Consider the following 19,017-nt stretch of genomic DNA (forward strand, 5'->3'; position numbering starts at 1 on the left):
GCTGATGGGAAATTCCTTCCTATCGCGGGCCTCAAGGACCTGCTGGGCACGCGGACGGCACGAGCCGGGGCCCGCACCCGAAGGTGCGGACCCCGGCTCGATTTGAGCGTGTCCCTAAAAATTAGGCGGGGACGATGTTCTCCGCCTGCGGGCCCTTCTGACCCTGCGTGACGTCGAAGGAGACCTTCTGGCCCTCCTGCAGCTCACGGAAGCCCGAGGTGGCGATGTTGGAGTAGTGGGCGAACACGTCCGGGCCGCCACCCTCCTGCTCGATGAAGCCGAAGCCCTTTTCCGAGTTGAACCACTTCACGGTGCCAGTTGCCATGTGTCATTTCTCCTGATAGGTGGGCCCCATCCGGAAATGACCGGTAAAACAAAACGCGCCTGAGAGAGGATTCCTTTCAGGCGCACAAAGTTAATGGGTACCAAAAACGTTTCGTTACGAACCCTAGCACAGATCCTGGCGGGGGCGCTGCCTGCCGATGTGCCCCCGCTCACACCGTTCGTGGGACCCCTGGAGCCCCTACGCCAGCGGGCCCGTCACGGGCTCGACCGCCGCGACCAGATGCCCCCCGCGTACGAAGGCGTCGGCGGCCTCCAGGTCCGGCGCGAGGAAACGGTCCGGGCCCGGACCCTGGACGCCCGCCGCGCGGACCGCGTCGATGACCGCGCGGGAGGCGGGGGCCGGGGTGAGCCCCTCGCGGAGTTCGATGGCGCGGGTGGCGGCGTACAGCTCGATGGCGACGATGCGAGTGAGGTCGTCAATGGCCGTACGCAGCTTGCGGGCGGCCGACCAGCCCATCGACACATGGTCCTCCTGCATGGCGGAGGACGGGATCGAGTCGGCCGAGGCCGGGACGGCGAGCCGCTTCATCTCGCTGACCAGGGCGGCCTGTGTGTACTGGGCGATCATCAGCCCGCTGTCCACGCCCGGGTCGTCCGCGAGGAAGGGCGGCAGTCCGTGCGAGCGGTTCTTGTCGAGGAGGCGGTCGGTGCGGCGCTCGGCGATCGAGCCGAGATCGGCGGCGGCGATCGCCAGGAAGTCCAGTACGTACGCGACGGGGGCGCCGTGGAAGTTGCCGTTCGACTCCACACGGCCGTCGGGCAGGACGACGGGGTTGTCGACGGCGGAGGCGAGCTCGCGGTCGGCCACCAGGCGGGCATGCGCCATGGTGTCGCGGCCCGCGCCGGCGACCTGGGGGGCGCAGCGCACGGAGTACGCGTCCTGGACGCGCGGGGCGTCGCCCTGGTGGTGACCGGTGAGGCCGGAACCCTTCAGCACGGCGAGCATGTTGGCGGCACTGGCGCCCTGGCCGGGGTGCGGGCGGATGTCGTGCAACTCGGGGGCTAGGACCTTGTCGGTGCCGAGCAGCGCCTCGAGGGAGAGAGCTGCGGTGATGTCGGCGGACTTGTAGAGGGTGTCGAGGTCGGCCAGGGCCATGATCAGCATGCCGAGCATGCCGTCGGTGCCGTTGAGGAGGGCGAGGCCTTCCTTCTCGCGCAGCTCGACGGGCTCGATGCCGTGGGCGGCGAGCAGCTCTCCGGCGGGTCGTACGACGCCGTCCGGGCCCTCCGCGTCCCCCTCGCCCATCAGCGTCAGAGCGCAGTGGGAGAGCGGTGCAAGGTCGCCGGAGCAGCCGAGGGAGCCGTACTCGTGCACGACCGGGGTGATGCCGGCGTTCAGGATGTCGGCCATGGTCTGCGCGACGGCCGGGCGTACGCCGGTCCGTCCCGAGCAGAGGGTCTTGAGCCGCAGGAACATCAGGGCGCGTACGACTTCCCGCTCGACCCGCGGACCCATCCCGGCGGCATGCGAGCGCACGATGTTGCGCTGGAGCTGGGCACGCAGCTCCTGGCTGATGTGCCGGGTCGCCAGGGCGCCGAAGCCGGTGGACACCCCGTACACGGGTTCCGGCTTGGCCGCCAGCGCGTCCACGATCTCGCGCGCGACGCCGAGCGCCGTCACGGCGCCATCGGAGAGCTCGACGCGCACCCCGTCCCGCGCCACGGCGAGCACGTCGGCCGCGGTGACACCGGTCGTCCCCACCACCACAGTATGCATATCCATATTCAGGAGCCTAGAGAGTGAATCGCCAATTGTCACGACCGCTGCCGGGTCGGGGTCCTTACAGGGCCCTGCGGGAGCCCTACGGTGCCCTGCGCGGGGCATGAGGCGCGCGGTCCGTGGCACGCGGGTCCGTATGAACCACAGCGCCCTCCGTACGGACCACAGCACCCACTGCACCGAACCGGTCACGGCCGTCTTCACCTGGAAGGTACGCCCCGGAAGAGAAGCCGAGTTCGAGCGGTGGACCCATGGCATCACCCGCAGCGCGTCGCGGTTCCCCGGGAACCAGGGGGTCGCCTGGCTGCGCCCCGAGGAAGGGCACCGCTTCCACGCGGTGGTGCACTTCGCCGATCCGGAGCGACTGTCGCAGTGGCTGACATCGCGGGAGCGGGCCGACTGGCACGCGCGGATCGAGGGCATCGCCACCGAGATCAGCGGCGAGCGTCAGTCGACCACCGGGATGGAGACCTGGTTCAGTCTGCCCGGCACGACGGCGCAGTCCCCGCCCCGCTGGAAGATGGTGCTGACCACGTTCCTCGCGGCCTATCCACTCGTCCTGCTGGTCCAGTGGCTGCTGGTGCCCCACACGACCGGCTGGCCGCTGCCGCTGCGCGCGGTGGTCTTCCCGGCGGTGCTGCTGCCCACGCTGACGTACGTACTGATGCCGCGCCTGAGCCGCCTGCTGCGACTGTGGCTCTATCCCTCACCCTCGCCATAGGCGACCGGGAGGGGCCCGGGCGGGCTAGGGCTTCCGCCCCCTGAACCGGCGCCGGTCCCCCGGCAGCTCGGGCGGCGGCCGGTCGGCGAGGCGGACGACCTGGTCTTCGGTGCCCTCGGTGCCGCCCTCGCGGCCCGCGACGACCGGCTTGGGGGCGCGGGCCGCCTTCGCCCGGTACTGAGCGGCGTCCGCGAGGCGGAAGAGGCGGCGGGCCGAGTGGACGGTGCCGATGGGGTCGCCGGTGGAGGCGACGCCGCATGCGACGCCCTCGCCGAGTTCCAACTCTGCTGCCCGGCGGCACAGTTCATCGGCGACACGTACGACCTCGTCGGCGGCCGGGCCCACCGCGAGCAGGCAGAACTCGTCACCGCCGAGGCGGGCGGCGAGCGTGCCGGGGAGCATCGCGCCGCACAGCGAGAGGACCGAGCCGAACCGCTCCAGGAGCCGGTCGCCCGCGGCATGGCCCCGGGTGTCGTTGACGCGTTTCAGGCCGTTGATGTCGCAGACCACGAGGCTGACGACCACGCCGTCGGCACGATGCCCCTCGAGGGCTTCGTCCAGGCGTACGTCCACGGCGCGGCGGTTCGCGAGGCCGGTCAGCGCGTCCGTGAAGGCGAGCCGGCGGACCTCCTCCAGGCGTTCGGTCTGGGCGATCCCGGCGGCGGCGACCGAGGCGAGGACGGTGGCGAAGTCGGCGTCGGCGCGCGCGAAGACGGGGGCTCCCGCCCGGCGGGCCACGTACAGCTCGCCCCAGGCCCTGCCGTGCAGCACTATCGGCGCGACGACACAGCAGCCGCGCCCGCGCCTGCGCAGCGCGATGACCCTCTGATGGCAGTACCCGGCGCGGTCCCCGGCCGGCCCCTCGGCCGTCTCCACCCAGGCGTTGGCCCCGCCGCCGGCGGCCCACCGCTCGTGCAGGAACTCCGTGATCTCGGGGAACTGATGCACGGGGTACGCCTCGTCGTCGGGGTACTCCTCCTCGTCCGCCGCCCGCTCCCCCACGTTCACGAGCACCCGCAGTCGGCCGAGTTCCCGCTCCCACACGGACACCGCGGCGAAACTCCCGGCCAGCGCGTGACAGGCCCCCGCCGCGGCCGCATGCCACGACTCCTGCGGGGTGTGCGCGGCAGCCATCCCCTGCGCCAGCGCCACCACGGCCCTCAACCGCACATCGTCACCGCCCATTACTCCAGGTTAAGGATATTTGCGATGATTTGTGACATAAGGGCACCGAACAGGGGTTTTATGGGGACTGCAAGGTCGCCCTCTACTCGCTACTCGCCCGGCCACTCCGGTTCGCGCTTCTCGTTGAACGCCGCGACTCCCTCCGCGCGGTCCCCCGAAAAGGCGACCGACCGCCATGCCGCGTCCTCGACCTCCAGGCCCGTACGCAGATCGAGGCCGTGCCCGAGGCGGAGGGCGCGCTTGGCGGCGCGCAGGCCGACGGGGGAGTTCGCGGCGATCCGTGCGCCCAGCGCGAGCGCCTCCTCGCGGTCGTGGCCCGCCTCGACGAGGTCGTCCACGAGCCCCAGCTCCCGCGCCTCGGTGGCCTCCACCCGGCGCGCCGAGAAGATCAGCTCGGCCGCGCGGGCCGCGCCGACCCGGCGCGGCAGCAGCTGTGTACCGCCACCGCCCGGAATCACCCCGACGGACACCTCGGGCAGCCCCACCACGGCCGTACGGTCCGCCACGATCAGGTCGCAGGCCAACGCGAGCTCGAAGCCGCCGCCGAGCGCGTAGCCGTGCACGGCCGCGATGGTGGGCATCGGCAGCTCCAGTACGCCGGTGTACGCGGCCCGTGCCACCGGTCGCTGCCGCACCAGCTCGGCGTCCGTGAGCGAGTTCCGCTCCTTCAGGTCGGCGCCGACGCAGAAGGCTCGCTCGTGGGTCGAGGTCACCACGACGACCCGCGCGTCCCGGTCGGCGGCCAGCGCCTCGCAGGCGGCGGCCAGCGAGCGCGCCATTTCGGTCGACACGGCGTTCATGGCCTTGGGGCGGTCGAGCGCGAGCTCCGCGACGTGCGTCGCGTGGCGTCGTACGGCCACGAACTCCCCGTAGCGCTGCTCTGGGCTTCGCTCGGCCATGGCGTCCTCCTTGGTTAACGTGGGTTAACTTCTGGCTCTGATCATCCCAGCGGGGTCCCTCCGGGGGAAGGGCGGTGGGGTTCGTTGTTGGGTGCGGGTTGGTGGGTGGCTGGTCGCGCCGTTCCCCGCGCCCCTGGGGTGGGTGGGAGGTGCGGGGTCGTGGGCCGGTGCGTCAGCCCGTCGCAGGCCGGGCATACGGCCCTGGACTGGTACAAGGCCCTGGTCCTCCGAGACCGGACCTAAGCGACGGGCATACGACGCACCGGCCCACGACCCCTCCCGCCGGAGGGAAACTGCGGGAAGTTGGGGGTGCGGGCTTCCCCGGGGCACCGGGGTTGCTTGGGGCGCGGGCAGCCGCAGGCTTTTGCCTTTCAGGGGCGCGGGGCTGTTTCGATATGCGGCTCCGCCGCGTGGGCGCGACCAGCCACGACGCACCCGCAGCCGCGACACGACCTGTCACCCCCACCCCCTGGCGGGGGTCTGGGGCACAGCCCCCCACGCGGCGGAGCCGCAAATTGATACAGCCGGGAAGGGACGGGGCTGGGGAAAGAACCCCCACTTTCGAGTGATACGTGGGCGAACCCCGCTGGCCCGCCCCGCGGCGCGCATAGCCTGCGCACTGCGACAGCGCGCCCGGAGGCGCGTTCACTTCGGGGAGAGCACATGCGGGACGCGGGGACCAAACCGGTGGCGGATGGGCGGGCGCCGGTGCACGAAGCGGCCTCGGTCCCGGTGGAGCGATCTCGGGGGCGTCATCGCAAGCCGCGGCCCCGGCGGGTGCTGGTCGCCGTGGGAGGGCTGGCGTTGGCGGCGGGGGCGCTGAGTCTGATGCGGCTCGCGCCGGAGCCGCCTGGCGGAGCCGACGGGGGCGGCGGGGGCGTCACTGCCACGGACATCGAGACCGCCGACATCGAACCCGCCGACATCGAGCCGACTGCGGTCGGGACCACGGAAGCTCCCCTCCCGATCTCGGACACCGGGTCGGCCGTGGCTGAGGGCACCCCGGCACCTCGTGACTCCCCCTCTGCCCCGAGCAACGAGCGCGAGCTGGCCTCGGATCCGGCTGTCACGCCCACAGCGACGCCACCCATGCCATCCCGCACCGCCGCGTCCGACCAGCCGACCGCAGCCCCCGAAGCCGCGAAGCCGCCCACCCCTGAGAAACCGTCGAACCCCACACCCCAGCCGCCGCTCCCGGCCCCTCACCCCGACCGCCCACAGTTGTGCGTACCGATCGTGAGCCTCTGCCTGGACGCCCCCGGCTGAGGCTCAGCCGCCCCTGCGGTTCAGCAGCCACGGCTCGACCACGCCGAGCCCTCGCACCGGCCGCTGCCACATCGGCTGGAGCGCGAAGCGGTACGTCGGGGGCTCCTCGCCCTCCTTCTCCGCCGCGGCAGCCGCTTCCGCGGCCTCTGCCTCGGAGGCGGGCGCGTCACCTGTGCGCGTCAGTTCCTCGGCGAGGGCGCTGTCCACCAGGACGGCGTCCCGAGGGGCTATCGAGGTGAGTCGCGAGGCAAGGTTCACGGTCGCGCCGAAGACGTCACCCATGCGAGTCGTCACCGTGCCGAAGGCTATGCCGACGCGCAGTTCGGGCATCGTCTCGTCGTTGGCCATGGTCTCGATGAGGCGCAGGGCGATCTCGGCGGCGATGCCCGGGTCGTCGGCGGCGTACAGCACCTCATCGCCCAGCGTCTTGATCAGACGTCCTCCGTGCGCGGCCACCAGGTCCGCGCACGTGGTCTCGAAGGCCTCGACGAGTTCGCCGAGTTCCTCCTCCTCCATGCGGCGCGTCAGGCGCGTGAAGCCGACGAGGTCCGCGAAGGCGACGGCGAGGCGGCGGTCGACCATCTCCTCGTCGTCCGCGGCCTGGACGACCCTGCCGGTCGCGGCGGCGAGCTGGCGCCGCCAGACGTAGACGAGGAACTCCTCCAGCTCGGGCAGCAGCAACTCGACCAGGGGGTACGTCACTTCCGTGCGCGTCATGCCCGGCTCGGGCGGCTCGGTCAGGCCCTCCAGGAAGGAGTCGATCTGCCACTCGGCCAGGCGGGCGGTGGTCTGGCCGGTGGAGCGCGCGACCTGGATCGCCATGGCCTCGCTGAGCAGCCCCGCCTCCACCAGACCGGCCAGTCGCCGCAGCGCCAGTACGTCGGCCTCCGTGAGCGCCCTGGCCTGGCCGATGTCGGCGAAGCCCATGGCCCGCCAGAAACGGGACGCCAGGTCCATGGAGACACCCGCGCTGCGGGCCGCCTGGAACGGGGTGTAGCGCCGCTCGGCACCGAGGATGAGCTGTTCCAGGCGGAGGGCGAGGGGGTCGTGGTCGTCGTCGGAGTCGTCCGCGTCCATCCGGGCGTGGGCCTCGGCCCGGCCGACCCGCGCGGCCGACGTGTCGGCGACGGAGTCGGCGCTGCGCCCCGGCTCGCCGTCGGAGGCGGGGTGTGCACCCGTGTCGGAGCCCGTGTCGTCGACGGTCACGCCTGCTGCCCTTCCGATCTGCCACGGCCACTTTCGACCGGCCTCAACTCTACGACAGGTGTGCTGTGGCTCACTCCTGTGCTGCGGGCCCGCCTGCTGTTCCCGGCTGGGGGTCCGGGGGTTATCCCCCGGGAAGACACAGCACGACAGGTGTGCTGTGTCTCACTCCTGCGCGGGCGGGCCCCAGTACGCCTTGGCCCACTCCAGAGTCGTACGACATGGTCAAACCCCCGTTTCAACAGCCGGGCTCGGGTACCCCACCAGTCGCATCGCTCACTTCATGGCCTCTCCGAACCGCAGTTCCGCGCTCGCTTCTCACTCCGCCCGCAGATGCACGATGTCCCCCGCCCCGATCGGCTGCTGCACCCCGTCCTCCGTGGCCAGCACCAGCCGTCCGTCCCCGTCGACCGCGACCGCCTCCCCCACCAGCGAGCGGTCCCCGGGCAGCTCGGCCCGCACCGTCCGCCCGAGCGTCGCGCACCCCGCGGCGTACGTCTCCTGGAGCCGGGAGGCGGCGGGATCGCCGCCGGCGGCGCGCCAGTCGACGTACCAGCGCTCCAGCGAGCGCAGCACGGTCCGCAGCAGCGGGTCACGGTCGGTGACCGGAGATCCGGCGAGCGCGAGTGAGGTCGCCGTGGGGACGGGCAGTTCGTCCTCGCGGAGCGTGACGTTGATGCCGATGCCGATGACGACGCCGTCGTTCCCGGCGCGCTCGGCGAGGATGCCGCCGACCTTGCGCTCCTCGCCGCCCACGGTGAGCAGCAGGTCGTTCGGCCACTTCAGAGCCGTGTCGACGCCGGCCGTGCGGGACAGCGCGGTGGCCGTGGCGACCCCGGCGAGCAGCGGCAGCCAGCCCCAGCGCTCGACGGGGATCTCGGCGGGCTTCAGCAGGACGGAGAAGAAGAGGCCCGAGCGCGCCGGGGCCGTCCACTGGCGTTCCAGGCGCCCGCGCCCGGCGTCCTGCTCCTCGGCCACGAGCACGGCGCCCTCCTCGGCCTTGCCGTCGGCGGCGAGGGCGACGAGGTCGGTGTTGGTGGACCCGGTACGGGACACCAACTCGACGTCGGTCCAGAACCCCCCGTCCCGTACGAGCGCGCGGCGCAGCGCGGTGGCGTTGAGCGGTGGCCGGCCGAGGTCGGACCAGCGGCCCGACCTCGGCTCACCCGGCTCGTTGGACGGGTTTCCTTCTGCACCTGGTGGTGTCGTCATGCAACCCACACTAGGTTTGACATCCTCCGCCCCGCATAAGGGGCGGATTCCAGCCCTGACGGGCTGAGGTTCACGGGCGCTCGATCACTCTCGTGACGTCACCCCTCCGGCGTGTCCCGCCGCGACGCATAGGTCGTACAGCTGGCTGTGGCCGCCACATCGCGTGATCTGGAGATCTCATTCCTCCACTGACAAGGGAGGAGGGGTGTGGTAAACGCCGCACTGCCGAACGGTAGGCACCGCACTACGCTACGGATGAGTAGCCAGCCCCCCTTCTGAGCACCTCACTCGCCACGTCCCCACTGAGCAGGCAGGGAGCCCCATCCCGATGTCCGAGCCGGAACAGCTGCACGAGATCGACATCCACACCACCGCGGGCAAGCTCGCGGATCTGCGGCGCCGCATCGAGGAGGCGACGCACGCCGGCTCGGCGCGTGCCGTCGAAAAGCAGCACGCCAAGGGCAAGTTGACGGCTCGTGAGCGGATCGAGCTGCTGATGGACGAGGGCTCCTTCGTCGAGTTCGACGAGTTCGCGCAGCACCGCTCGACCGACTTCGGCCTGGAGAAGAACCGCCCGTACGGCGACGGTGTGGTCACCGGCTACGGCATGGTGGACGGCCGCCCGATCGCCGTGTTCTCGCAGGACTTCACGGTGTTCGGCGGTGCCCTGGGCGAGGTCTTCGGGCAGAAGATCATGAAGGTGATGGACTTCGCGCTGAAGACGGGCTGCCCGGTCATCGGCATCAACGACTCCGGCGGCGCCCGCATCCAGGAGGGCGTCTCGGCGCTCGGCATGTACGGGGAGATCTTCCGCCGCAACACCCACGCCTCCGGTGTGATCCCGCAGATCAGTCTGGTCGTCGGCCCGTGCGCGGGCGGCGCGGTCTACTCCCCCGCGATCACCGACTTCACGGTGATGGTCGACCAGACCTCGCACATGTTCATCACCGGGCCCGACGTCATCAAGACCGTCACCGGTGAGGACGTCGGCTTCGAGGAGCTCGGCGGCGCCCGCACCCACAACGCCACCTCCGGCGTGGCCCACCACATGGCGGGCGACGAGAAGGACGCGATCGAGTACGTCAAGTCGCTGCTGTCGTACCTGCCGTCGAACAACCTCAGCGAGCCGCCTGCCTTCCCCGAGGAGGCGGACCTGGCGCTCACGGACGAGGACCGCGAGCTGGACACGCTCGTCCCGGACAGCGCGAACCAGCCGTACGACATGCACACGGTGATCGAACACGTCCTGGACGACGCCGAGTTCTTCGAGACGCAGCCGCTGTACGCGCCGAACATCCTCACCGGCTTCGGCCGTGTCGAGGGCCACCCGGTGGGCATCGTGGCCAACCAGCCGATGCAGTTCGCGGGCTGCCTGGACATCAAGGCGAGCGAGAAGGCGGCACGCTTCGTGCGCACCTGCGACGCCTTCAACGTCCCGGTGATCACCTTCGTCGACGTACCGGGCTTCCTGCCGGGCGTGGACCAGGAGCACGACGGCATCATCCGCCGCGGCGCCAAGCTGATCTACGCGTACGCCGAGGCGACCGTCCCGCTGATCACGGTCATCACCCGCAAGGCGTTCGGCGGCGCGTACGACGTCATGGGCTCCAAGCACCTGGGCGCCGACCTCAACCTCGCCTGGCCGACGGCCCAGATCGCCGTGATGGGCGCGCAGGGCGCGGTCAACATCCTGCACCGCCGCACCATCGCCGCCGCGCCCGAGGAGGAGCGCGAGGAGGTCCGCCAGCGCCTGATTCAGGAGTACGAGGACCGGCTCCTCAACCCCTACGCGGCGGCCGAGCGCGGCTACATCGACGGCGTGATCATGCCGTCCGAGACCCGCTCCCATGTCGTACGGGGCCTGCGTCAGCTGCGTACGAAGCGGGAATCCCTGCCCCCGAAGAAGCACGGCAACATCCCCCTGTAAGGCACCAGTTGGGAGCGGTCATGATCAAGGTCGTACGGGGCAATCCGACCCCGGAGGAGCTGGCCGCCGCACTGGCGGTGGTCCAGGCGCGCGCCGCGGCGGTGGCTGCCGCCCCGTCCGGCGCGCCCCGCGAGCCGGACGCCTGGGCGGACCCGGCGCGGGTGGCGATGAGCCGCCTGCCGGTGCCCGGTCCCAGGGCGTGGGGGCGTACGTACTGGCCGGGCTAGGCGGACTCGGGGCGGCCGTCCTACGCAAGATGAGTACGCGTACTCAGGCGGCCGGGCCCGGCGCGGAGTCACGATTGCGGAATGTTGTGGTCCGACCCCGAGAACGAGCCGCCCAAGGAAATGCGCGACATGCAGGACATGTTGCGGCGGTTGGGGATTCTCATGGCCTTGGCGATGGTGCTGGCGATGATCGTGCTCGGCGTCAGGTGATCCGCCGCCGGTCACCGGGCCGGTGACCACCCCGACGCCCGCCTCCGACACCCCTCCCGCCGCGTCGCTACCCTGGCCGCATGACTGATCAGCCGCGCCGTCGACTCGTCCTCGCCTCCCAGTCCCCCGCCCGGCTCGCACTGCTGAGGCAGACCGGCTTCGACCCCGAGGTCATCGTCAGCGGGGTCGACGAGGAGGCCGTGACCGCTCCCACCCCCGCCGAGCTGGCATGCGCGCTCGCCGAGGCGAAGGCCTCGGTGGTGGCGGCGAAACCCGAGGTCAAGGGCGCCCTGGTGGTCGGCTGCGACTCGGTGCTCGATCTGGACGGCGAGGCGCTCGGCAAGCCCGCGGACGCAGAGGAGGCCACCGCGCGCTGGAAGTCGATGCGCGGGCGTGCGGGAACGCTGCAGACGGGGCACTGCGTGTACGACACGGTGACGGGGCGGTACGCCTCGGCGACCGCGTCCACGGTGGTCCGGTTCGGCGAGCCGACGGACGCCGAGATCGCCGCATACGTCGCCTCGGGTGAACCCCTTTACGTGGCCGGGGCGTTCACGCTGGACGGCCGCTCGGCCCCGTTCATCGAGGGCATCGACGGGGACCACGGCAACGTCATCGGGATCTCGCTGCCGATGCTGCGCCGTCTGTTGGCCCAACTGGGCGTCGGGATCACGGAGTTGTGGACGCCCCGGGAAAGCTGATGCCGATCAGGAGGCCGTGGGTGCCGTCGGCGTGACCGTGGAGCCCGGTCCGGCGCCCTCGCCCGGCACGGTATCGGAGGCGTCGGTCCCGCTCTCACGGTCGTACGCCATGAAGATCAGCACGATCAGCCCGAACACCACCATCATGAAGGCGAACGCGCCCCAGCCCACCAGCCCGACCGTGAACGCACCGAGCAGGCCGTGCACCACCGCCGCACTGATGAGCACGATGCGGCCGAGGCCGGCGGGGGCGCGGTCGCGCAGGGCGACGCGCAGCGCGACGAAGCCGCAGAAGGCGAAGTAGAGGCCGAAGACCAGGCCCGCGACCTTCGACGAGACGGACATCATGCCCGCGTCGAGCCCTGCGAGGGACATCTCCTGCCGGTCGACGACGATTCCCATGAACCAGTTGACAAGTGCGATGCCGAACGCTTCCGCGAAGAGCACGATCGCGGCCACCCACGCCACCGGTCTGCGTACCACCGGCCCCCACCCACTTTCGACTGCCGTTCGACCGGGGCTTGCGTTACCCCATGTAGCGTTCGATACATCCCGAACGCTACATGGGGCCCCCGCTCGAGCGAAGCCGAGAGTGGGGGAGGGTAAACGTCGGGACAAGAGATCCGGCGAAGGCAAAGATTCACTGGGCCATTCGTAGGAACTCCACAAAGAAACGGTGTGGGCCGCAGCACGCTCTCACAGAGACCTTGGCCACATCAGGGGGCTAGGGTTCTTGGGAAGCCCCCTGCGTACCGCGGTGCGACAAGGGATTTCGCGGGCGAGCGGGCCTCGGATCACGCTCCGTGTGGGCAAGCTCACCATCGGGGACGGGTCGAAACGACGTGTCGGCAGTCCCTAAACTCGGCTTGTTTCAAGGAGAGGGAGCCAACGTGCGCAAGGTGTTGATCGCCAATCGTGGCGAAATCGCTGTCCGTGTCGCCCGGGCGTGCCGAGACGCCGGTATCGCGAGCGTGGCGGTGTACGCCGAGCCGGACCGGGACGCACTGCATGTGCGGGCCGCGGACGAGGCATTCGCCCTGGGCGGTGACACTCCGGCCACCAGCTACCTGGACATCACCAAGGTGCTCCAGGCGGCCAAGGACTCCGGGGCGGACGCGATCCACCCCGGCTACGGCTTCCTTTCGGAGAACGCGGACTTCGCGCAGGCGGTGCTGGACGCCGACCTGATCTGGATCGGCCCGCCCCCGCAGGCGATCCGCGACCTGGGCGACAAGGTCGCCGCCCGGCACATCGCGCAGCGCGCGGGTGCTCCGCTGGTGGCGGGCACCCCGGACCCGGTGAACGGCGCCGAGGAGGTCGTGGCCTTCGCCGAGGAGCACGGCCTGCCGATCGCGATCAAGGCGGCCTTCGGAGGCGGCGGTCGCGGTCTGAAGGTGGCCCGCACCCTCGAAGAGGTCCCCGAGCTGTACGACTCTGCGGTGCGCGAGGCGGTGGCGGCCTTCGGGCGCGGCGAGTGCTTCGTGGAGCGCTACCTGGACAAGCCGCGGCATGTGGAGACCCAGTGCCTGGCCGACCAGCACGGCAATGTCGTGGTCGTCTCGACCCGTGACTGCTCCCTCCAGCGCCGCCACCAGAAGCTGGTCGAGGAGGCCCCGGCGCCGTTCCTCACGGAGGAGCAGAACAAGCAGTTGTACGCGGCCTCGAAGGCGATCCTCAAGGAGGCCGGGTACGTCGGTGCCGGCACCGTGGAGTTCCTGGTCGGCGTGGACGGCACGATCTCCTTCCTGGAGGTCAACACCCGCCTCCAGGTGGAGCACCCGGTCACCGAGGAGGTCACCGGCATCGACCTGGTCCGCGAGATGTTCCGCATCGCCGACGGCGAGGAACTGGGCTACGACGACCCGGCGATCCGCGGCCATTCCTTCGAGTTCCGCATCAACGGCGAGGACCCGGGCCGCAACTTCCTGCCCGCCCCCGGCACGGTCACGACCTTCGCGCCACCGTCGGGTCCGGGCGTGCGCCTGGACGCGGGTGTGGAGTCCGGCGCGGTGATCGGCCCGGCCTGGGACTCACTGCTCGCCAAGCTGATCGTCACCGGCGCGAGCCGTGAGCAGGCCCTGCAGCGGGCCGCCCGTGCGCTGGCCGAGTTCCAGGTCGAGGGCATGGCCACGGCCATCCCGTTCCACCGCGCGGTCGTCGCGGACCCGGCGTTCACCAGCAACCCGTTCCGGGTGCACACCCGCTGGATCGAGACCGAGTTCGTCAACGAGATCAAGCCCTTCGCCGCTCCGATGGCCACAGAGGCAGACGAAGAGCCGGACCGCGAGACGGTCGTCGTCGAGGTCGGCGGCAAGCGCCTGGAGGTCTCCCTGCCGTCCTCGCTGGGCATGTCCCTGGCCCGTACGGGACTTGCGGCGGGCGCCAAGCCCAAGCGCCGCGCGGCTAAGAAGTCCGGCCCGGTCGCCTCCGGCGACACCCTGGCCTCCCCGATGCAGGGCACCATCGTCAAGGTCGCCGTCGAGGAGGGCCAGGAGGTCAAGGAGGGCGACCTGGTCGTCGTCCTGGAGGCCATGAAGATGGAACAGCCCCTGAACGCCCACCGCTCCGGCACCATCAAGGGCCTGGCTGCGGAGATCGGCGCGTCGGTCACGTCGGGCGCGGTGATCTGCGAGATCAAGGACTGAGGCCTCCGGCGGTTAGCGGGGGGCCTACCGGGTGGGAGGGTTCTCTTCCCCAGCCCCGCCCCTTCCCGAAACTGGGGGCTGCGCCCCCAGGCCCCCCGCCAAGGGGGTGGGGGGCGACAGTCGTGTCGCGGCTGCGGGTGCATTGTGGCTGGTCGCGCCCGCGCGGCGGAGCCGCAAATCGGATACAGCCCCGCGCCCCTAAAAGCAAAAGCCTGCGGCTCCACTCACCCCAGCCACAACGCTCCCGCAGTTTCCCTCCGGCGGGAGGGGGCGTGGGCCGGTGCGTCGTATGCCCGTCGCTTAGGTTCTGTCTCGGAGAACCAGGGCCTTGTACCAGCCCAGGGCCGTATGCCCGGCCTGCGACGGGCTGACGCACCGGCCCACGACCCCGACCCACGCACCCACCCAAGGGGCGCGGGGAACGGCGCGAGCAACCACAACGCACCCGCAGCCGCCCAACCGCCGGAGGCACCCCGCGGGGAACGGCGCGACCAGCCACAGCCGGGCCCGCAGCCAAACCCGTTCAAGCCAGCGCTCAGCGCCGACGCATATCCGCAACCCGCGCCCGCTCACTCTGGGGCTGTTCCCCCAGAACCCCAGCAGTGCTCCGCAACTGCGGCCCCCCACCGGGGACTTGGCCCCGCCGCGGGCCGGGAAGCGGCACATCCCGGCGGGGCGACTGCCGCCCCGCCGGGCTCGCGTCGCCGGACGATCCGGCAACAGCGATCTGTACCCCCTGGTCGGCCAAGGCCTGCAACTCGGTGGCCGCACGGTCGTCATGCGCGGGCGGCTCGTCCGTGACCAGGCGTGTGATCACATCCGTCGGCACCGTCTGGAACATCGTGTCCGTACCGAGCTTGGTGTGATCGGCTAGGACGACGACCTCCGCGGCGGCCTGTACCAGGGCCCTGTCCACGCTGGCCGACAGCATGTTGGAGGTGGACAGGCCGCGCTCGGCGGTCAGTCCGCTCCCGGACAGGAAGGCCCGGGAGACCCGCAGCCCCTGGAGGGACTGCTCGGCCCCGCTGCCGACGAGGGCGTAGTTGGAACCGCGCAGGGTGCCGCCGGTCATCACGACCTCGACACGGTTGGCATGGGCCAACGCCTGAGCCACCAGAAGGGAGTTGGTGACGACGGTCAGCCCGGGCACCCGCGCGAGCCGGCGGGCCAGCTCCTGTGTGGTGGTGCCCGCCCCGACCACGATGGCCTCGCCTTCTTCGACGAGACTCGCGGCGAGATCGGCGATGGCCGTCTTCTCGGCGGTCGCGAGATGTGACTTCTGCGGAAAGCCGGACTCCCGCGTGAACCCGCCCGGCAATACCGCACCGCCGTGCCGGCGGTCGAGGAGTCCTTCTGCCTCCAGTGCGCGCACGTCCCGCCGTACGGTCACTTCAGAGGTCTGGACGACGCGGGCGAGCTCACGGAGCGACACGGCCCCGTTCGCTCGCACCATTTCGAGGATCAATTGGCGACGTTCTGCAGCGAACACGAAACTGACAGTAACCCCAACGACCGTCTGCTTTCAGCAGTTTGCGCCGAATAACAGAAGTTGTTCGCACGGCAGCACGGAAAGTGGTATACGCGCCCACTCCCGCTGTCCACGCCGTACGAAGGTGCGGCAACTCCCTGTGACCAGCGGGGAGTTGCTTCCGGCCGTCAGGTCTCGCTCTCGGTCTTCCGGGTGTGGAGCTGCCTGGCCACCTCGGCGATCGAGCCCGAAAGGGACGGGTACACGGTGAACGCGTTCGCGATCTGTTCGACTGTCAGGTTGTTGTCGACCGCGATCGAGATCGGATGGATCAGTTCCGAGGCGCGCGGCGAGACGACCACACCGCCGACGACGATCCCGGTGCCCGGCCGGCAGAAGATCTTCACGAAGCCGTCTCGGATGCCCTGCATCTTGGCGCGCGGGTTGCGCAGCAGTGGCAGCTTCACGACCCGGGCGTCGATGACGCCGCCGTCGACGTCCGCCTGTGAGTAGCCGACGGTCGCGATCTCGGGGTCGGTGAAGACGTTCGACGACACGGCCTTCAGGTTCAGCGGGGCGACCGCGTCACCGAGGAAGTGGTACATGGCGATACGGCCCTGCATCGCCGCCACGGAGGCGAGCGCGAAGACTCCGGTGACGTCACCGGCCGCGTACACGCCCGGAGCCGACGTCCTGGACACCTTGTCGGTCCAGATGTGCCCGGAGTCCTTCACCTTGACGCCGGCCCCTTCGAGGCCCATGCCATGGCTGTTGGGGATGGCGCCGACGGCCATCAGACAGTGCGAGCCGGTGATGACACGTCCGTCGGACAGCGTCACCTCGACCCGGTCGCCCACGCGCTTGGCGGACTGGGCACGGGAGCGCGCCAGGACGTTCATGCCGCGCCGCCGGAACACGTCCTCCAGGACGCCCGCGGCGTCCGAGTCCTCGCCCGGCAGCACACGGTCACGACTGGACACGAGGGTGACGCGGGAGCCGAGCGCCTGGTAGGCGCCGGCGAACTCGGCGCCGGTGACGCCGGACCCGACCACGATGAGCTCGTCGGGCAGCTCGTCGAGGTCGTACACCTGGGTCCAGTTCAGGATCCGCTCCCCGTCCGGCTGCGCGTCGGGCAGCTCACGGGGATGCCCGCCGGTGGCGATGAGTACGGCATCGGCGACGAGCGTCTCCTCGCTACCGTCCGCGGCCCGCACGACGACCTTCCGGGACCCGTCCAGGGCCTGCTGCCCGTCGAGCCGCCCGCGTCCGCGCATGACCCGCGCACCGGCGCGCGTCACAGAAGCCGTGATGTCGTGCGACTGGGCGAGCGCGAGCCGCTTCACCCGCCGGTTGACCTTGCCGAGATCGACTCCGACCACCCGGGCGGGTGTATCGATGTGAGGAGTGTCATCGGCGACGATGATGCCGAGTTCCTCGTACGAGGAGTCGAAGGTGGTCATCACCTCGGCGGTCGCGATCAGGGTCTTGGACGGCACGCAGTCGGTGAGCACCGACGCGCCGCCCAGGCCGTCGCAGTCGACGACGGTTACCTCCGCGCCGAGTTGGGCGGCCACCAGGGCCGCCTCGTATCCGCCGGGTCCGCCACCGATGATCACGATCCGAGTCACGTACTCCATTGTCCCGCACGCCCCACGGTGCTTCGCGCCCGGGGGCGTCCTCCGGGTGCCTCTGTTGCAGGAGAGGTGCAGGCATTGCTGCCGTACTCTCAACCCCATGTCGCTCTACGCCGCGTACGCCGGCAATCTCGACCCGCGGCTCATGACGCGCCGCGCCCCGCATTCGCCGCTGCGCGCCACGGGGTGGCTCAACGGCTGGCGGCTGACCTTCGGCGGCGAGCACATGGGCTGGGAGGGCGCGCTCGCGACCATCGTCGAGGCACCGCGCTCGCAGGTGTTCGTCGCGCTGTACGAAGTCGCTCCGCTCGACGAGGACTCCCTGGACCGCTGGGAAGGCGTCGGCCTCGACATATACCGGCGGATGCGGGTCCGTGTGCACACGCTGGAGGGCGAGGAGCCGGCGTGGGTGTACGTGCTGAACGGCTATGAGGGCGGACTGCCTTCGGCGCGCTACCTGGGGGAGATCGCGGACGCGGCGGAGTCGGCGGGGGCGCCGCACGACTATGTGATGGAGCTGCGGAAGCGGCCCTGTTGACCCTTCACGGCCGCCGCGAGCATACGGCCTCGGCGGCGCGTTGGCGTGCGGTCCCGGCGGAGCCTTCATCGGAAACGACAAGGCAACGATCGTCAACCGGTGGCCCGAGCCATCTACGCGCGTAGGCCAAGACCAGCTACCCTCATCGCGTGAACGCATCTCTCCTTCCGGACGACCTCCCGGGTGACCCCTACGCCGCCGCCGACGACGCCGCCGCGCGCCTGCGCGAGCTCACGGGTGCCGAGACCCACGACGTCGCCCTCGTGATGGGCTCCGGCTGGGCCCCGGCCGTGGAGGCGCTCGGCGCCCCCGAGACCGAGTTCGAGGTCACTGACCTGCCCAGCTTTCCGCCCCCTGCGGTCAAGGGCCATGGCGGCAGGGTCCGCTCGTACCGCATCGGCGACAAACGCGTGCTCGTCTTCCTGGGCCGCACCCACTACTACGAGGGCCATGGCGTCGCCGCCGTCGTGCACGGCGTCCGCACCGCCGTGGCCGCGGGCAGCAAGACCGTCGTCCTGACCAACGGCTGCGGCGGCCTGCGCGCCGACATGCGCCCCGGCCAGCCGGTCCTGATCAGCGACCACATCAACCTCACGGCGACGTCCCCGATCATCGGCGCCAACTTCGTCGACCTCACCGACCTCTACTCCCCCCGCCTCCGGGCCCTCTGCAAGGAGATCGACCCCACCCTCCAGGAGGGCGTCTACGCCCAGTTCACCGGCCCGCACTACGAGACTCCGGCCGAGATCCGCATGGCCCGCGTCATCGGGGCGGACCTGGTCGGGATGTCGACGGTCCTGGAGGCCATCGCCGCGCGCGAGGCGGGCGCCGAGGTCCTGGGCATCTCCCTCGTGACGAACCTCGCCGCCGGCATGACGGGGGAGCCCCTCAACCACGAGGAGGTTCTGCAGGCGGGGCGCGATTCGGCTACGCATATGGGGGCGTTGCTGACGCAGGTGCTGGCCCGCGTCTAGCCTCCGGCGGTTGGGCGGGTGGGTTCGTTGTTGGGTGCGGGTGCGTTGTGGCTGGTCGCGCCGTTCCCCGCGGGGTGCCTCCGGCGGTTGGGCGGCTGCGGGTTGAGTGTGGTTGCTCGCGCCGTTCCCCGCGCCCCTGGGT

Annotated in this window: 18 protein-coding genes; 9 read left to right on the forward strand and 9 right to left on the reverse strand. The window is 70.8% G+C overall.

Annotation, left to right across the window (positions count from 1 at the left end; all coding sequences use genetic code 11):
• Positions 1-121 precede the first annotated feature (121 nt).
• Both OP79_RS27225 and hutH read right to left on the reverse strand, forming a co-directional pair.
• A complete protein-coding gene (locus OP79_RS27225) occupies positions 122-325 on the reverse strand; it encodes a cold-shock protein (protein WP_033323720.1) in 204 nt (67 codons plus the stop codon).
• A 198-nt stretch (positions 326-523) separates the two neighbouring features.
• Positions 524-2,062: a histidine ammonia-lyase gene (gene hutH / locus OP79_RS27230; protein WP_033323722.1), complete on the reverse strand. Its 1,539-nt coding sequence runs from the start codon at positions 2,060-2,062 to the stop codon at positions 524-526.
• Positions 2,063-2,201: 139 nt separating this feature from the next.
• On the opposite strand from hutH, the gene OP79_RS27235 reads away from it, so the two are divergent.
• Positions 2,202-2,786 carry an antibiotic biosynthesis monooxygenase gene (locus OP79_RS27235; protein ID WP_051744955.1) on the forward strand — a complete coding sequence of 195 codons (585 nt, stop codon included), beginning with the start codon at positions 2,202-2,204 and terminating at the stop codon, positions 2,784-2,786.
• A gap of 24 nt (positions 2,787-2,810) precedes the next feature.
• On the opposite strand, the gene OP79_RS27240 is transcribed toward OP79_RS27235, so the two are convergent.
• A complete protein-coding gene (locus OP79_RS27240) occupies positions 2,811-3,971 on the reverse strand; it encodes a GGDEF domain-containing protein (protein ID WP_033323726.1) in 1,161 nt (386 codons plus the stop codon).
• Between the two features lie 89 nt (positions 3,972-4,060).
• Positions 4,061-4,870: an enoyl-CoA hydratase/isomerase family protein gene (locus OP79_RS27245; protein ID WP_033323728.1), complete on the reverse strand. Its 810-nt coding sequence runs from the start codon at positions 4,868-4,870 to the stop codon at positions 4,061-4,063.
• A gap of 663 nt (positions 4,871-5,533) precedes the next feature.
• On the opposite strand from OP79_RS27245, the gene OP79_RS27250 reads away from it, so the two are divergent.
• On the forward strand, positions 5,534-6,136 hold the full coding sequence (locus OP79_RS27250) for a hypothetical protein (RefSeq protein ID WP_169786218.1): 603 nt from the start codon (positions 5,534-5,536) through the stop codon (positions 6,134-6,136).
• A gap of 3 nt (positions 6,137-6,139) precedes the next feature.
• Here the strand turns inward: OP79_RS27250 and OP79_RS27255 are convergent, their stop codons facing one another.
• Together OP79_RS27255 and OP79_RS27260 are read right to left on the reverse strand one after the other, a co-directional pair.
• Positions 6,140-7,342, reverse strand: coding sequence for an adenylate/guanylate cyclase domain-containing protein (locus OP79_RS27255; protein ID WP_033323730.1), 1,203 nt, complete (start codon positions 7,340-7,342; stop codon positions 6,140-6,142).
• Between the two features lie 315 nt (positions 7,343-7,657).
• Positions 7,658-8,551 carry a biotin--[acetyl-CoA-carboxylase] ligase gene (locus OP79_RS27260; RefSeq protein ID WP_033323732.1) on the reverse strand — a complete coding sequence of 298 codons (894 nt, stop codon included), beginning with the start codon at positions 8,549-8,551 and terminating at the stop codon, positions 7,658-7,660.
• Between the two features lie 328 nt (positions 8,552-8,879).
• On the opposite strand from OP79_RS27260, the gene OP79_RS27265 reads away from it, so the two are divergent.
• The 4 genes from OP79_RS27265 to OP79_RS27275 all read left to right on the forward strand — a co-directional run bounded on the left by OP79_RS27265 (position 8,880) and on the right by OP79_RS27275 (position 11,616).
• Entirely contained in the window at positions 8,880-10,478 is a 1,599-nt protein-coding gene (locus OP79_RS27265; RefSeq protein WP_033323734.1) for an acyl-CoA carboxylase subunit beta, read from the forward strand.
• Between the two features lie 20 nt (positions 10,479-10,498).
• Positions 10,499-10,705, forward strand: coding sequence for an acyl-CoA carboxylase subunit epsilon (locus tag OP79_RS27270; protein ID WP_033323735.1), 207 nt, complete (start codon positions 10,499-10,501; stop codon positions 10,703-10,705).
• Between the two features lie 81 nt (positions 10,706-10,786).
• Complete coding sequence (gene mmpB, locus OP79_RS58085) at positions 10,787-10,915, forward strand: morphogenic membrane protein MmpB (protein WP_106972484.1); 129 nt, start codon at positions 10,787-10,789, stop codon at positions 10,913-10,915.
• 80 nt (positions 10,916-10,995) lie between these two features.
• Positions 10,996-11,616, forward strand: coding sequence for a Maf family protein (locus OP79_RS27275; RefSeq protein ID WP_033323737.1), 621 nt, complete (start codon positions 10,996-10,998; stop codon positions 11,614-11,616).
• 6 nt (positions 11,617-11,622) lie between these two features.
• Here OP79_RS27275 and OP79_RS27280 read toward each other — a convergent pair whose 3' ends face one another.
• Positions 11,623-12,099, reverse strand: coding sequence for a hypothetical protein (locus OP79_RS27280; protein ID WP_033323738.1), 477 nt, complete (start codon positions 12,097-12,099; stop codon positions 11,623-11,625).
• A 407-nt stretch (positions 12,100-12,506) separates the two neighbouring features.
• Between OP79_RS27280 and OP79_RS27285 the strand changes: the two genes are divergently transcribed.
• Positions 12,507-14,261, forward strand: coding sequence for an acetyl/propionyl/methylcrotonyl-CoA carboxylase subunit alpha (locus OP79_RS27285; protein ID WP_033323740.1), 1,755 nt, complete (start codon positions 12,507-12,509; stop codon positions 14,259-14,261).
• A 535-nt stretch (positions 14,262-14,796) separates the two neighbouring features.
• Here OP79_RS27285 and OP79_RS27290 read toward each other — a convergent pair.
• Both OP79_RS27290 and OP79_RS27295 read right to left on the reverse strand, forming a co-directional pair.
• A complete protein-coding gene (locus tag OP79_RS27290) occupies positions 14,797-15,750 on the reverse strand; it encodes a DeoR/GlpR family DNA-binding transcription regulator (protein ID WP_078492033.1) in 954 nt (317 codons plus the stop codon).
• 167 nt (positions 15,751-15,917) lie between these two features.
• Positions 15,918-17,366 (reverse strand): NAD(P)H-quinone dehydrogenase, encoded by a 1,449-nt coding sequence (locus OP79_RS27295; RefSeq protein ID WP_033323743.1) that lies wholly within the window; start codon positions 17,364-17,366, stop codon positions 15,918-15,920.
• Between the two features lie 97 nt (positions 17,367-17,463).
• Here OP79_RS27295 and OP79_RS27300 point away from each other — a divergent pair, with 97 nt between their 5' ends.
• Both OP79_RS27300 and OP79_RS27305 read left to right on the forward strand, forming a co-directional pair.
• Positions 17,464-17,901, forward strand: coding sequence for a gamma-glutamylcyclotransferase family protein (locus tag OP79_RS27300; RefSeq protein WP_033323745.1), 438 nt, complete (start codon positions 17,464-17,466; stop codon positions 17,899-17,901).
• A 149-nt stretch (positions 17,902-18,050) separates the two neighbouring features.
• Positions 18,051-18,875 carry a purine-nucleoside phosphorylase gene (locus OP79_RS27305; protein WP_033323747.1) on the forward strand — a complete coding sequence of 275 codons (825 nt, stop codon included), beginning with the start codon at positions 18,051-18,053 and terminating at the stop codon, positions 18,873-18,875.
• The last annotated feature ends 142 nt before the right edge of the window (positions 18,876-19,017 follow it).

This window comes from Streptomyces yerevanensis, from assembly GCF_000716805.1.
GTDB lineage: Bacteria > Actinomycetota > Actinomycetes > Streptomycetales > Streptomycetaceae > Streptomyces > Streptomyces flaveus.